Consider the following 12,846-nt stretch of genomic DNA (forward strand, 5'->3'; position numbering starts at 1 on the left):
AGGAAGAGGAGCCTTCCCGTTTCACCATCCTCGTCGGCGCATTCCGTAACCGAGAATGCAAGGGCCGCCATTCACCAAGCGGGACAGTGGATGCCGGGGGATTTTCGACCCGTGTTTTGGAGGAGGAATATCATGACGATCAGAAGACGTGACTTTCTCGCAGCAACCGCCGCCACTGCCGGTGTCGCGGGTTTGGGCATCCGCCCGTCATTCGCGCAGGCCGAACCGGCCTACAAGCCGGAAAGCGGCGCGAGCTTGAGGCTTTTGCGCTGGACGCCGTTCGTGAAGGGCGACGAAGAGGCATGGCTCGCCAATACCAAAAAATTCACCGAGGCCACCGGTGTCGAAGTCCGTGTCGACAAGGAAAGCTGGGAGGACATTCGCCCCAAGGCCGCCGTTGCCGCCAATGTCGGCTCCGGCCCGGATCTGGTGATGTGCTGGTTCGACGATGCCCACCAGTATCCGGACAAGCTGGTGGATCTCACCGAGCTCGCCAACTATCTCGGCGGCAAATACGGTGGCTGGTATGACGGCATGCGCGGCTATGCCGCCCGTGGCGACCAGTTCATCGCCATGCCGCTGGCCGCCATCGGCAATGCCGTCGTTTACCGCGACAGCCATGTGAAGGCGGCCGGATTCAACGAGTTCCCGAAGGATACGGCCGGTTTCCTCGAATTGTGCAAGGCGATGAAGGCCAAGGGCACGCCGGCCGGCTTCCCGCACGGCAAGGCCGTCGGCGACGGCAACAATTATGCGCATTGGCTGTTGTGGAGCCACGGCGCGCAGATGGTTGATGCTGATGGCAAGGTGACGATCAACAGCCCCGAAACGCTGGCCGCGATCAACTATGCCAAGGAACTCTACGCCACCTTCATTCCGGGCACGGAAAGCTGGCAGGACGTCAACAACAACCGCGCCTTCCTTGCCGGCCAGGTATCGCTGATCGCCAATGGCGTGTCTGTCTATTACACCGCCAAGGGCGACCCGAAACTGGCGGAGATCGCCGCCGATATCCGCACCACCAACTTTCCGATCGGCCCGGTCGGCAAGAGCGTGGAACTGCACCAGACCAGTTCGCTGCTGCTGTTCAAGCACACCAAATATCCTGAAGCGGCCAAGGCCTATATCAAGTTCATGATGGAGGCTGACCAGATGAACGCGTGGCTGACCGGCTCCAGCGCCTATTGCTGCCAGGCACTGAAATCCTTCGCCAAGAACCCGATCTGGACAGCGGACCCGATCCACGCGCCCTATTCGCGCGCGTCGGAAACCCTGCGGCCCAACGGTTATGCCGGCCCGCTCGGTTATGCCTCGGCCGCCACCATGGCCGATTATGTTCTGGTCGACATGTTTGCCGCCGCCGTCACCGGCCAGCGCTCGCCGGAAGACGCGATGAAGGAGGCCGAACGTCGGGCCAACCGTTATTACCGCGTCTGATCCGACCTTGTGACAGTCACGCGGCACGCCTTAACCGGCGTGCCGCCGTTCCCTATCAGGAGGTTTGTCATGGCGACGGTGATTACCAAGGAAACGCGAGGGCCGTTCACCTCGCTCTTGCAGAACAACAATGTGCTCGGCGCCCTGTTCATGCTGCCGGCAGCGATCTTTCTTTTGTGTTTTCTCACCTATCCGCTCGGCCTCGGCGTCTGGCTAGGCTTCACCGATACAAAGATCGGTCGTGACGGCATTTTCATCGGGCTGGAAAACTACCAGTTCCTGATGGAAGACGACGTGTTCTGGCTGTCGGTGTTCAACACCGTGCTCTACACCTTCGTCGCCTCGGTGCTGAAATTCGCACTTGGCCTCTGGCTGGCGCTGCTGCTCAACCAGCATCTGCCGTTCAAATCCTTTTTTCGCGCCGTCATTCTCCTCCCCTGGGTGGTGCCGACGGTTCTTTCGGCGCTGGCCTTCTGGTGGATCTATGATGCGCAGTTCTCGATTATCTCGTGGTCGCTGATGCAGATGGGCATGATCGACAGCCCGATCAATTTCCTCGGCGATGCCACCAATGCCCGCATTTCGGTGATCCTGGCCAATGTCTGGCGCGGCATCCCGTTCGTGGCAATCTCGCTTCTCGCAGGCCTGCAGACCATCCCCGCCTCGTTGCAGGAAGCCGCATCGCTCGATGGCGCCAGCGGCTGGCAGCGGTTCCGCTATGTGACGCTGCCGATGCTGACGCCGATCATCGCCGTGGTGATGACCTTTTCGGTGCTGTTCACCTTCACCGATTTCCAGCTGATCTACGTGCTGACCAAGGGCGGCCCGGTCAATGCCACGCATCTGATGGCGACCCTGTCCTTCCAGCGCGGCATTCCCGGCGGGCAACTGGGCGAAGGTGCAGCGATCGCCGTTGCCATGGTGCCCTTCCTGCTGGCCGCCATCATGTTCAGCTTTTTTGGCCTGCAACGCCGCAAATGGCAGCAGGGCGGACAGGATTGAGGGAAACGAACACATGACCACACAAACCACAACCACCCGCCCCACCGATGATGTGCTGACTGACAATGCCGAGGGCATGAGTTATCTCAACCGCCTGCCCCGGCGTATCGTCATGCTCTATCTGCCGATGGCGGTGTTCACCTTCGTGCTGCTTTTCCCGTTCTACTGGATGGCGATCACGGCGGTAAAACCCAATGACCAGCTGACCGATTACAACAATTACAGCCCGTTCTGGGTGGTCGGCGCCACGCTCGACCATATCAAATATCTGTTTTTCGAAACCTCCTATCCGGGCTGGCTGTGGAACACGATGCTGGTGGCGGTCGGCTCGACCGCGTTGTCGCTGGTCGCCTCCGTCCTCGGCGCCTATGCCATCGAGCGCATCCGGTTCACCGGTTCGCGGCAGGTGGGTCTCGTCATCTTTCTCGCCTACCTGATCCCGCCATCCATCCTGTTCATCCCGCTCGCCTTCATCGTCTTCAAGCTGGGCATCTATGACAGCCGGCTGGCGCTGATCTTCACTTATCCCACCTTCCTCATTCCCTTCTGCACCTGGCTGCTGATGGGTTACTTCCGCTCGATCCCGTTCGAGCTGGAGGAAAGCGCGCTGGTGGATGGCGCAAGCCGCTGGCAGATTCTCGTCAAGATCATCCTGCCGCTGGCGGTGCCGGGCCTGATCTCGGCCGGCATTTTTGCCTTCACGCTGTCATGGAACGAATTCATCTACGCGCTCACCTTCATCCAGTCGTCGGAAAACAAGACGATCCCGGTCGGCGTGTTAACCGAACTGGTGCGTGGCGACGTTTTTGAATGGGGTTCGCTTATGGCGGGCGCGCTGTTCGGGTCTCTGCCGGTGGTGATCCTCTACTCGTTCTTCGTCGACTATTACGTGTCGTCGATGACCGGGGCGGTGAAGGAGTAGCGAATAGCGAATAGCGAATAGCGAGAAATGTCGTCCCCTGATTGCCGCGCAAGAGGTCTCTCCTGCGCGGCATTCGTTTTTATCAGGCAGTCGGTGCCACGCAGCGGTCACCCGTGTCGTCAAAGACATGAAGGTGTCTCGGCGGAAATGACACGTGAACGCTCGGCCCCGCCGACAAGGCCGCACGATCCAGCGTGAACACCTTGAACGCCAGTCCATGCAAGGAGAGATGCAGGATGATGCCGAAACCGGTTGGCTCGACCAGATCGACACTGGCCGCCATGCCTGAGCCCTCGCCGCCCATCACCACATGTTCCGGCCGAATGCCGACGGTCACCTTGGCGCCATCGGCAACCGCCAAAGGTGCCGGCAGGGCGATGACGGTTCCATCCTTCAGCGTCACACTGCCGTTGGCATAGGTTGCGTCGAGAAAATTCATGCCCGGGGAGCCGATGAAACCGGCGACAAAGAGGTTGGCGGGACGGTCGTACAACTCCAGCGGAGCCCCCACCTGCTGGACCACCCCGCCATGCATGGCGACGATCCGGTCCGCCAGGGTCATTGCCTCGATCTGGTCGTGGGTGACGTAGATCGAGGTGGCCTTGAGGTCGCCATGCATTTTCTTGATTTCTGCGCGCATCTGCTCGCGCAGGCGGGCATCGAGGTTCGACAAAGGCTCATCGAACAGGAACGCCTTCGGTTGGCGCACGATGGCGCGGCCCATGGCGACGCGCTGACGCTGGCCACCGGAAAGCGCCTTAGGACGGCGCTCCAGCAGCGGTTCAAGACCGAGTTTTGCAGCGGCACCCGCCACCACGCTGGCGATCTTTTCCTTGGCGATCTTTCTGAGCTTGAGGCTGTAGCTCATGTTGCCGGCAACATTCATGTGCGGATAGAGCGCATAGGACTGGAACACCATGGCGATGTCGCGGTCCTTCGGATGAAGCTCGTTGACGCGCTTGCCGTCAATGCGCATCTCGCCATCGGTTACGCCCTCCAGCCCGGCGATCATGCGCAAAAGCGTGGACTTGCCGCAGCCGGACGGGCCGACCAGCACGACGAACTCGCCGTCCTTGATCTGCAGGTCGATGTCGTGCAGCACCTGCACGTGGCCATAGGCCTTCTTGACGTTCTGGATATCGATCGAAGCCATATGATTACCCCTTGACCGCGCCGGCCGTCAGGCCCTGGACGAGGTAGCGCTGGATGAGCAGGAAGAAGAGAGCGGCCGGGACGAGCGCGAGCACGCCTGCCGCCATCATCTGTCCAAAGTCCACCGAGAATTTGGAAACGAAGGTCAGCAACCCGACCGGGAAGGTGGCGGCATTGTTGCCGTTGATCAGCATCAGCGCGAACAGCAGTTCGCTCCATGCGGCGGTGAAAACGAAACCGAGTGTCGCGGCGATGCCGGGCAAAGTCAGCGGCAGGATGATTTCCCGGAACGCCGTGAACTTCGTGGCGCCATCGATCATCGCCGCTTCTTCGAGATCCTTTGGAATGCCGTCGAAGAAGGACTGCATCAGAAACGTCGCGAAGGGCACGTTGAAGGCGGTGTAGACGACAATCAGCCCCGTCAAACTGTTGGTGAGACCGAGCGGCGTCAAAATCTTGAAGATCGGCGCCACCAGCATGACCAGCGGAAACATCTGCGTCAGGAGCATCAGCCCGACGATCCAGTATTTGGCACGGAAGCTGAAGCGGGAAAGCGCGTAACCGGAGAGCGATGCGCAGATCGTCACGATGATGGCGGTGGAGCCTGAGACGATCAGGCTGTTCTTGAAAAATGTCGGAAAAGCGCTGTGCTGCAATACGAAGGAATAATGTTCCCATGTGGTCCGCGACGGCCACATGCGCACGCCTTCTGAATAGAGAAGGTCGTTCGGCGTCAGCGAAACCTTGAACAGCCAGTAGAGCGGAAAGAGCGCGAAAACGACGTAGGCGAGGATGGCCAGACGATGCGCGGTGGTCGGAAGAAGCGGCGTTCTCATGGTGTCACCCCTTGTTCAGCAATGTCTGCCGCAGCAGGATGATCAGCATCGAATAGGCCAGAAGCAGCACCAGCAGCACCAGCGCGATCGCCGAGGCATACCCGAAATCGAGCGCCTTGAAGGCCTGGGTGAAGATATAGCTGGCAACGATCTGGGTGCGGTCAGCAGGTCCGCCACCGGTCATGACGACGATCAGATCGGCAAAGTTGGAAATCCACACGGTGCGCAGCAGAACGGTGATGGCGATGGTCGGCGCCAGAAACGGCAGCGTGATCGACCAGAAACGCTGAAACCATGAGGCGCCATCGATGGAGGCCGCTTCATAAAGATCACGCGGGATCGATTGAAGTGCGGCCAGAAGCGTGATGGCGAAGAAGGGAATGCCCCACCAGACATTGGCGATGATCGGTCCCCACATCGCATATTGCGGATCGGACAGGATGTTGCCGGGCTGGCTCATCAGGCCGAGATCGAACAGCCAGTGCGGGATCGGCCCGATGACCGGATTGAACAGCCATGCCCAGTTGAGGCCGGCCAGAAACGACGGCACCGCCCATGGCAAAAACACCAATGCCTGAACGAGACCACGGCCCATGAACGGCTTGTCGAGCAGAAGCGCCAGAATGAGGCCGAAGGCAAATTGCAGGAAGACCGACGCGCCTGTCCACCACAGCGTGTTTTTCAAAGCGACATAAAACGCCTTGTCCTTCGACAGGGTTTCGAAATGCTCGAGCCCGATGAAACCGCCGGAAAACGGATTGAGCAGCTGGATATCGCGAAACGCATAGGAAATGCCGACGACCAGCGGCACCAGCATGACAACGATGATGAGGATCAGCGCCGGTGCGCTGTAAAGATAAGGCTCGGAGGCATCAGCAAGGCGCTTTTGCCACGGCCTGCGATCCTGGCGACGATCATAGACGTCGGCGGTCATGGACATCAGACAGTTTCCCGTTTGCGGCGCAAATCTGCGCCGTCATTGCATGAAGAAGAGCGATGTGGCGGCGCGGGTATTTTGCGCGCCGCCACGTAGAAAGTTACTTCTTGGAGAGGTTCTTCTGCTGTGCCTTGGTGAGGTAAGCCGCCCATTCGTCAGCCAGTTCCTTCGCCGTGATGTCGCCGAGCAGAGCCTGTTGCGAGGTCTTGATCGCCAGCGAATCCTTGAAGAAGGCGAATTCCTGCAGGAAGGTCGGCATCACGGTCGGAACGGTGTCCTTGTCGGCCAGTTCCTCGAACCAGCCCTTGAACTGGTCACCGGCGTAGAACGGATCCTTTTCAGCCGCCGTATAGGCCGGCAGCGCGCCGATCTTCTTGTTCCACTCGATATTGCCTTCCGGGCTCTGCAGCGTTTCGATCAGCTTCCAGGACAGGTCCTTGTTTTCGCTCTTGGCGAACATCGACCAGCCGGCATAACCGATCGTCGGGAAGGATTTCCCCGTCGGGCCCTTCGGCAGCGGTGCAACGCCAAAATCTTCCGGCTTCATACGCTCGGCCACGGCGATCAGCGCATCCGGGTCCTGATCGAGGAAGGCGCAGGTACCGGAATAAAACCCGGCAACGACTTCGTTAAAGCCCCAGTTGACACTGTCCTTCGGGGCCAGACCCTTCTTGTAAAGGTCGACCATCCACTCGATACCCTTTGCCCAGCCTTCGCTGTTCATGGTCGAAGTGCCGTCCTCGGTGAAATACTTGTTGTCGCCGGCCATGGAGGCGGCAAAGATCATCCAACCGTTCAGGCCACCCGGCCCGCCGCGCATGCAGTAACCGTATTTGCCCGGCAGCTTGGAAACGGCTTCCGATGCCTTGGTGAACTCGTCCATGGTCTTTGGCGGTGCGGAAACGCCAGCTTCGCTCAGCAGCTTCTTGTTGTAGAACATGGCGCGCAGGTAGAAGCCGTAGGGCAACATATAGGCGGTGTTCTTGACGTCACGGCCGAGTTCCAGCGCGCGCGGTGTCAGCGCCTTGGTGTGCTCCCACTTGGCCAGATAAGGCTCAAGGCTTTCGAGCATGCCGTTATTGCCGTAGAGCGAAAGCCAGGTATCCGGCATTTCCATCACGTCGGGCGTATCGCCGGCCGACACCATGGTGGCGAATTTCTGGAACGCCTCGTTCCAGGGCAGCGAGATGATCTCCACCTTTGCGCCCGGATTTGCGGCCTCGAACTTGTCGACCAGCGATTTCAGCGTCTGCGTGCGCTCCGGGCTGGTGATCACTTCCACCAGCTTGAGCGTGGTATCGGCCATGGCGGTCCCCGCCATCATGGTCGCGATGAATGCAGCCGTTATGATTGTTTTCATTGTCCTGCTCCCAGTTGTTTATTGGTTGATGCGCTAGGTGGCGATGGCAATCGCCTCCTGAATATCGCTCCACAAAGCCTCGGTTCCCTCGAGGCCGACATGGAGGCGTACGGACCGCGCATGGATGCCAAAAGTATGCGCGGAATTCGGCTGGGCCTTCTGCTGCAGCACCACTTCGCCCGGAACGATCAGGCTTTCGTGGCCACCCCAGCTGACGCCGAGCTTGAAGAGTTTCAGGTGATCGGCAAAGGCGCGGATATCGACGCCTTCCTTGAAGATGAAGGAAAACAGGCCGGACGTGCCGTTAAGGCCGGCCGGGAGTCGGTTCGCAAGGCCCGGATGGCAGACCGTTTCCACTACATCGAGTTCCTGCAGGCGCCGCGCGATGGTGAGCGCCGCATCCTGATGCGCCTTCATGCGCAAGGGCAGCGTGCGCATGCCGCGGATCAGCAGCCAAGCATCGAAGGGGGAAAGCTTGCCGCCGAGATAGGGATAGGCCTCCGCCTTCACCCGCGCGATCATTTCCTTTGAACCGGCAACCACACCGGCAACGACATCGCTATGGCCGCCGAGATATTTCGAGGCCGAATGAATGACGAGATCGACGCCAAGCGTGATCGGTCGCTGGAAGACGGGGCTGGCCCAGCTGTTGTCGATCATCGACACGGCACCATGCTTTTTCGCAAGCGCCGCCAGCGCACCAACATCATGCGCTTCCATAACCCAGCTTGTCGGGCTTTCGAGATAAAGCAGTTTCGCACCGGGCAGAGCCTTGTCGACCGCTTGCTCATCGCGACCATCGACATAGGTAACCTCCACCTTCATCCGCTTCAGCAGCGTGCCGAACAGGCGAAAGGCGTCGGGATAAACGTGCTTGACCGCGACGATGCGGTCACCGGGCTCGACAAAGCTCAGGACCGAAGACGAGATCGCCGACATGCCGCTGGCAAACCCGAGCGCGTCTTCGGCACCCTCCAGCTTGGCCAGCATTTCTTCGAACATGCGCACTGTCGGGTTGAGGCCACGCGTATAGATCGGCCGCACCTTTTCGCCGCGATAGGACGCGATCATCTCGTCGTAATCGGAGAAGGTGAAAAGCGAGGTCTGAAAGATCGGCGGCACCACAGCATCGGCAAAGTTGCCATCGTCATGGGCGGTGATCAGCGAGGCAAACGCCGACGGATCGAGCATTTCGTTCATTTGGACATTTCCTTGATGTCTTCCTCGACGACAGCGAGGATTTTTAATGTTTCGCGCCGCGCGCCTTCGGGATCCCGGGCGGCGATGGCGTCGAAAAGCAAGCGATGGAACGGAAAGGAGCGGCGGGCAAAATCCTTGCGATCAAAGGGTGATGACCAGAAATGCTCGAAACTTTCACGCATCTGTTCGAGAAGCTGCCGGAACAGCGGGTTGTGCGTGGCGTCATAAACAGCCAGATGAAAAGCCAGATCTTCCGGGCCGGACGAACCCTGTTCCAGATGGACCGTTTCCATCTTCACCAGCTTGTCCTCGATGATTGCCAGATCATCAGCGGTGCGCATTTGCGCGGCCACCATGCCGGCCTCGCATTCGATGCCGCGGCGAACCTGCAGCGTCTGCAAAAGCACGTCACGCAGGCGTGTCGTATCCAGCGACAGCGGCATATGTACGGTATCGGGAGAGATCGGCCGCAGGAGATAGGTGCCACTGCCCTTGCGGGTCTCGATGACGCCAAGCGCCTGAAAATGACTGATGACCTCGCGGATAGTCGAGCGCCCGACCGCCAGAGCGCCCATCAGTTCACGCTCCGCCGGCAAACGGTCTCCCGCCTTGAGCCTGGCATCGGCGACATATTGGGCAAGTGCTGCCGTGACCTGCTTTGCGCGGTCAACACTCGGCAAAGGCCGAAGCGTATCGGACAGTTTTGGCTTCATGCCACCTCCAGTTTCCCCGCCGACCGCGCTTTACACAGCGTCCAAATTGGTCTGACATCTTAGCAAATCACTTGGGAGCGTGGCTGTCAATCGGGTGTGACAGTGGACATGCATTGCAGGCGCGCCCTTAGCATCCGTATTTGTAGGCCGTAGTTTTTTCTGGAATCGACCGCGCAGCACGATCCCGCCCAATCGCGCCATGATAGACATGCCTTTCCGTCTGGCGGATTTGCCGATCGCCTTGATGTTTATGCCACCAAGCTAACGCCTAGGCAGAAAACATGATTTGAAATCGCAGCCGGCGCGCAAAATAGCTTTGTAGAAAAATAGATGCACTATGGATGACCGACGCAGACCTGACCGCGATCTGCATCGGTTTGAATGGCGGGCACATCAACGCATCGGCGATCGAATCGATGCCGAAATCATTCGCAAGAAACCGTACCCACAGACGCGGTATGCCTGATCGCTTTTGCCGGCCCGCAAGTCACGCTTCAGCACAAGGTCTGAAAAGCGATCCACCTTCAGACCGGATTGATCAGGCCGAAAACCTTGTCGAAATTTCCGGTGGCCTCTGCGGTGCGCTGGGGCATGACGCGGCCGACCAGTACTTCCGATGGTGTCGGCTGGCTGCAAAGCAGCTCTACGGATTCCGTGACGAAATCGGCGAGCGGCATGGCGCGCGGATTTTCCGATTGGCCCGGTGTCAATTCCGTCGCCACCAATGGCGGCGCGATCTCCACCACTGCCACATTTGTGCTGCGCAATTCATGTCGCAGGCTTGTGGACCAGGAATGGATCGCGGCCTTGCTGGCACTGTAGGTCAACGTGTCGGCACGTGGCACGAAGGCCAGGCCGGACGATACGGTGACAACCGCCGCCTCATCACGCGTGCGCAGATGCTCAAGCAGGGCTGCCGTCAGACGGATCGGCGCCAGAAGATTGGTGGATATGGTCTTTTCGACGATGTCGAGATCGTAGCTCTCGGCTAGCACCTTTTCGCTGACCATGATGCCGGCATTATGGATGACGACGTTGAGATCAGGATGATGTTCGGTGATATCCGCCGCGAACTGCTTGATCGCCAGCGGGTCGGTTACATCCAGTTCGTAGCCCAGCATGCCGGGATTGGCATACAGCGTTTCCTTGAGACGCGTATCATCGCGCCCGGTGATGATGACCTTCGCGCCTTCTGCCATCAAGGCCTTGGCAAGCCCCCTGCCAATACCCGAATTGCCGCCGGTGATGAGAATTGTTGCTTTCGAGAAATCCATTTTTCTGCCTCCAGATCGCTTCGGTTTCAGAGATAATCCCAATACTATCTTTTGGTAAGTAGGCACCTTTTAGTAAGTGAAAGATTTTTTCGTGCCCGGCCGGCTATACTATTTGGGGCGCAGCCAACGCATGTGAATGGCTGCAATTTTGGTCAACGTCCCGCTTAATCATCGCGCAATAGTGGCAATGGCTGCGAACTGACGACCGCCACAGACGCATCCATTTAATCTATCACCATGATTTTGATGTGAAATTACAGTTTCATGAAAACTGGCATGAAATCTGCCTACCTTCTTGAGTGACTGGGCAAAAGCTCGGCAAATCAAAAAAGAGGGAACAGCATGACGAAAGAATTGGAGACGAAGCGTTTCGGCATCGACATTTTCACCATGCGTCGGCTGGCGCCGTTCATCGGCGCCGCCACCTTTGCATTGCTGTCGGCAAACACCGTGCTTGCGGCCGGCACATTGCGCATCGGCATGACGGCTTCCGACATTCCGCTCACCACCGGCCAGACCGACCAGGGCGGCGAAGGCCAGCGTTTCATGGGGTATACGGTCTATAACTCGATGATCGAATGGGATCTTTCCAGCGCTGAAAAACCTTCCAGCCTGATCCCGAGCCTTGCGACCAGTTGGGCTGTCGATGGCACCGACAAGACGAAATGGACATTCAAGCTGCGTGAGGGCGTGAAATTTCACGATGGCAGCACGTTCGATGCGGCAGCTGTCGTCTGGAATTTCGACAAGCTGCTGAAGACGGATGCCCCGCAGTTCGACAAACGCCAGGCGGCGCAGGGCAAGTCCCGCATTCCGGCTGTCGTATCCTACAAGGCGGTCGATCAGCTGACGGTGGAAATCGTCACCAACACCCCAGATGCCACCCTGCCCTACCAGTTGAGCTGGATCCTGATGTCGTCGCCGGCCAATTGGGAAGCCCAGGGCAAGAACTGGGATACGGTTGCGCAAAAGCCTTCCGGCACCGGCCCATGGAAAATGGAAAGCGGTTTTACGCCGCGCGAACGCGCCGAACTCACCCCCAACAAGGAATATTGGGACAAGGCACGCGTACCGAAACTCGACAAGCTGGTGCTGATCCCGCTTCCCGAGCCGAATACCCGCGTGGCCGCCCTGCGTTCAGGCCAAGTGGACTGGATCGAGGCGCCTGCCCCGGACTCGGTCAAATCGCTCAAGGATGCCGGTTATTCGATCGTCACCAATTCCTACCCGCATAACTGGACTTGGCACCTGTCGCGCGTCGAAGGTTCGCCGTGGAATGATGTTCGCGTGCGCAAAGCCGCCAATCTGGCGGTTGATCGCGAGGGTCTGAACGAATTGCTGGGCGGTCTCTCCATTCCGGCTCAGGGTTACATGCCGCCCGGCCATCAATGGTTCGGCAAGCCGACATTCAAGCTGGAATACAATGTCGAGGAAGCCAAGAAGCTGATGGCCGAAGCCGGTTACGGGCCGGACAAGCGCATCAAGACCAAGGCTGTGATCTCGTCCTCCGGCTCCGGCCAGATGCTGCCGCTGCAGATGAACGAATACATCCAGCAGACGCTGGCCGAAATCGGCATCGACGTCGAATACGAGGTGATGGACTGGAACACCGTCATCAACGTCTGGCGCGCCGGTGCCAAGGATGCCAGTGCCAAGGAAGCCACGGCCGTCAACTACAGCTACTTCATCCAGGACCCGTTCACCGCAATGATCCGCCAGTCGGAATGCCGGCTGGCACCGCCGACAGGGACCAACTGGGGTTATTACTGCGACAAGGACATGGACGCACTGTTCGCTCAGGTGCGCAACACGTTCGACGCCGAGGAGCAGGACAAGGTGATGCAGAAGATCCACGAAAAATACGTGGACGATGCCCTGTTCCTGATGGTGACGCATGATGTCAATCCGCGTGCGATGACCACCAAGGTCAAGGGTTTCGTGCAGGCACAGAACTGGTTCCAGGATTTTTCGCCGGTCACCGTCGATCCCTGATCAGCCAGATGGCGCGCGGTT

General features: G+C 58.9%; 11 protein-coding genes. 4 read left to right on the plus strand and 7 right to left on the minus strand.

Features of this window, described 5'->3' with window-relative positions; translation table 11 throughout:
- The first annotated feature begins 132 nt into the window (after positions 1–132).
- From EDF70_RS12935 to EDF70_RS12945, 3 genes are all read left to right on the plus strand, one after another.
- A complete protein-coding gene (locus tag EDF70_RS12935; protein ID WP_132273908.1) occupies positions 133–1,437 on the plus strand; it encodes an ABC transporter substrate-binding protein in 1,305 nt (434 codons plus the stop codon).
- A 69-nt stretch (positions 1,438–1,506) separates the two neighbouring features.
- A complete protein-coding gene (locus tag EDF70_RS12940; protein WP_132273911.1) occupies positions 1,507–2,439 on the plus strand; it encodes a sugar ABC transporter permease in 933 nt (310 codons plus the stop codon).
- A 13-nt stretch (positions 2,440–2,452) separates the two neighbouring features.
- A complete protein-coding gene (locus tag EDF70_RS12945; protein ID WP_132273914.1) occupies positions 2,453–3,361 on the plus strand; it encodes a carbohydrate ABC transporter permease in 909 nt (302 codons plus the stop codon).
- Between the two features lie 82 nt (positions 3,362–3,443).
- On the opposite strand, the gene ugpC is transcribed toward EDF70_RS12945, so the two are convergent.
- The 7 genes from ugpC to EDF70_RS12980 all read right to left on the minus strand — a co-directional run bounded on the left by ugpC (position 3,444) and on the right by EDF70_RS12980 (position 10,833).
- Positions 3,444–4,514, minus strand: a complete 1,071-nt coding sequence (ugpC, locus tag EDF70_RS12950; RefSeq protein WP_132273916.1) for a sn-glycerol-3-phosphate ABC transporter ATP-binding protein UgpC — start codon at positions 4,512–4,514, stop codon at positions 3,444–3,446.
- 4 nt (positions 4,515–4,518) lie between these two features.
- Positions 4,519–5,349: a carbohydrate ABC transporter permease gene (locus tag EDF70_RS12955; protein ID WP_132273919.1), complete on the minus strand. Its 831-nt coding sequence runs from the start codon at positions 5,347–5,349 to the stop codon at positions 4,519–4,521.
- 4 nt (positions 5,350–5,353) lie between these two features.
- A complete protein-coding gene (locus EDF70_RS12960; RefSeq protein WP_132273922.1) occupies positions 5,354–6,289 on the minus strand; it encodes a sugar ABC transporter permease in 936 nt (311 codons plus the stop codon).
- Positions 6,290–6,386: 97 nt separating this feature from the next.
- Complete coding sequence (locus EDF70_RS12965) at positions 6,387–7,646, minus strand: sugar ABC transporter substrate-binding protein (RefSeq protein WP_132273924.1); 1,260 nt, start codon at positions 7,644–7,646, stop codon at positions 6,387–6,389.
- Between the two features lie 33 nt (positions 7,647–7,679).
- The gene (locus tag EDF70_RS12970; RefSeq protein ID WP_132273926.1) at positions 7,680–8,846 is read right to left on the minus strand and encodes a PLP-dependent transferase; all 1,167 of its coding nucleotides are present in this window, start codon (positions 8,844–8,846) and stop codon (positions 7,680–7,682) included.
- Positions 8,843–9,559 carry a FadR/GntR family transcriptional regulator gene (locus EDF70_RS12975; protein WP_132273928.1) on the minus strand — a complete coding sequence of 239 codons (717 nt, stop codon included), beginning with the start codon at positions 9,557–9,559 and terminating at the stop codon, positions 8,843–8,845. The genes EDF70_RS12970 and EDF70_RS12975 overlap by 4 nt, the downstream gene beginning before the upstream one ends.
- A 524-nt stretch (positions 9,560–10,083) precedes the next feature.
- Complete coding sequence (locus EDF70_RS12980) at positions 10,084–10,833, minus strand: SDR family NAD(P)-dependent oxidoreductase (RefSeq protein WP_132273931.1); 750 nt, start codon at positions 10,831–10,833, stop codon at positions 10,084–10,086.
- A gap of 390 nt (positions 10,834–11,223) precedes the next feature.
- Here EDF70_RS12980 and EDF70_RS12985 point away from each other — a divergent pair, with 390 nt between their 5' ends.
- Positions 11,224–12,825 carry an ABC transporter substrate-binding protein gene (locus EDF70_RS12985; protein WP_132275773.1) on the plus strand — a complete coding sequence of 534 codons (1,602 nt, stop codon included), beginning with the start codon at positions 11,224–11,226 and terminating at the stop codon, positions 12,823–12,825.
- Positions 12,826–12,846 lie beyond the last annotated feature (21 nt).

This window comes from Neorhizobium sp. JUb45, from assembly GCF_004343585.1.
Taxonomy (GTDB): domain Bacteria; phylum Pseudomonadota; class Alphaproteobacteria; order Rhizobiales; family Rhizobiaceae; genus Neorhizobium.

What these genes read in the sequence shown, in the direction of transcription:
- EDF70_RS12935 (WP_132273908.1), top strand. Translation starts at nt 133, where the DNA reads ATGACGATCAGAAGACGTGACTTTCTCGCAGCAACCGCCGCCACTGCC.
- EDF70_RS12940 (WP_132273911.1), top strand. Translation starts at nt 1,507, where the DNA reads ATGGCGACGGTGATTACCAAGGAAACGCGAGGGCCGTTCACCTCGCTC.
- EDF70_RS12945 (WP_132273914.1), top strand. Translation starts at nt 2,453, where the DNA reads ATGACCACACAAACCACAACCACCCGCCCCACCGATGATGTGCTGACT.
- ugpC (WP_132273916.1), bottom strand. Translation starts at nt 4,514, where the DNA reads ATGGCTTCGATCGATATCCAGAACGTCAAGAAGGCCTATGGCCACGTG.
- EDF70_RS12955 (WP_132273919.1), bottom strand. Translation starts at nt 5,349, where the DNA reads ATGAGAACGCCGCTTCTTCCGACCACCGCGCATCGTCTGGCCATCCTC.
- EDF70_RS12960 (WP_132273922.1), bottom strand. Translation starts at nt 6,289, where the DNA reads ATGTCCATGACCGCCGACGTCTATGATCGTCGCCAGGATCGCAGGCCG.
- EDF70_RS12965 (WP_132273924.1), bottom strand. Translation starts at nt 7,646, where the DNA reads ATGAAAACAATCATAACGGCTGCATTCATCGCGACCATGATGGCGGGG.
- EDF70_RS12970 (WP_132273926.1), bottom strand. Translation starts at nt 8,846, where the DNA reads ATGAACGAAATGCTCGATCCGTCGGCGTTTGCCTCGCTGATCACCGCC.
- EDF70_RS12975 (WP_132273928.1), bottom strand. Translation starts at nt 9,559, where the DNA reads ATGAAGCCAAAACTGTCCGATACGCTTCGGCCTTTGCCGAGTGTTGAC.
- EDF70_RS12980 (WP_132273931.1), bottom strand. Translation starts at nt 10,833, where the DNA reads ATGGATTTCTCGAAAGCAACAATTCTCATCACCGGCGGCAATTCGGGT.
- EDF70_RS12985 (WP_132275773.1), top strand. Translation starts at nt 11,224, where the DNA reads ATGCGTCGGCTGGCGCCGTTCATCGGCGCCGCCACCTTTGCATTGCTG.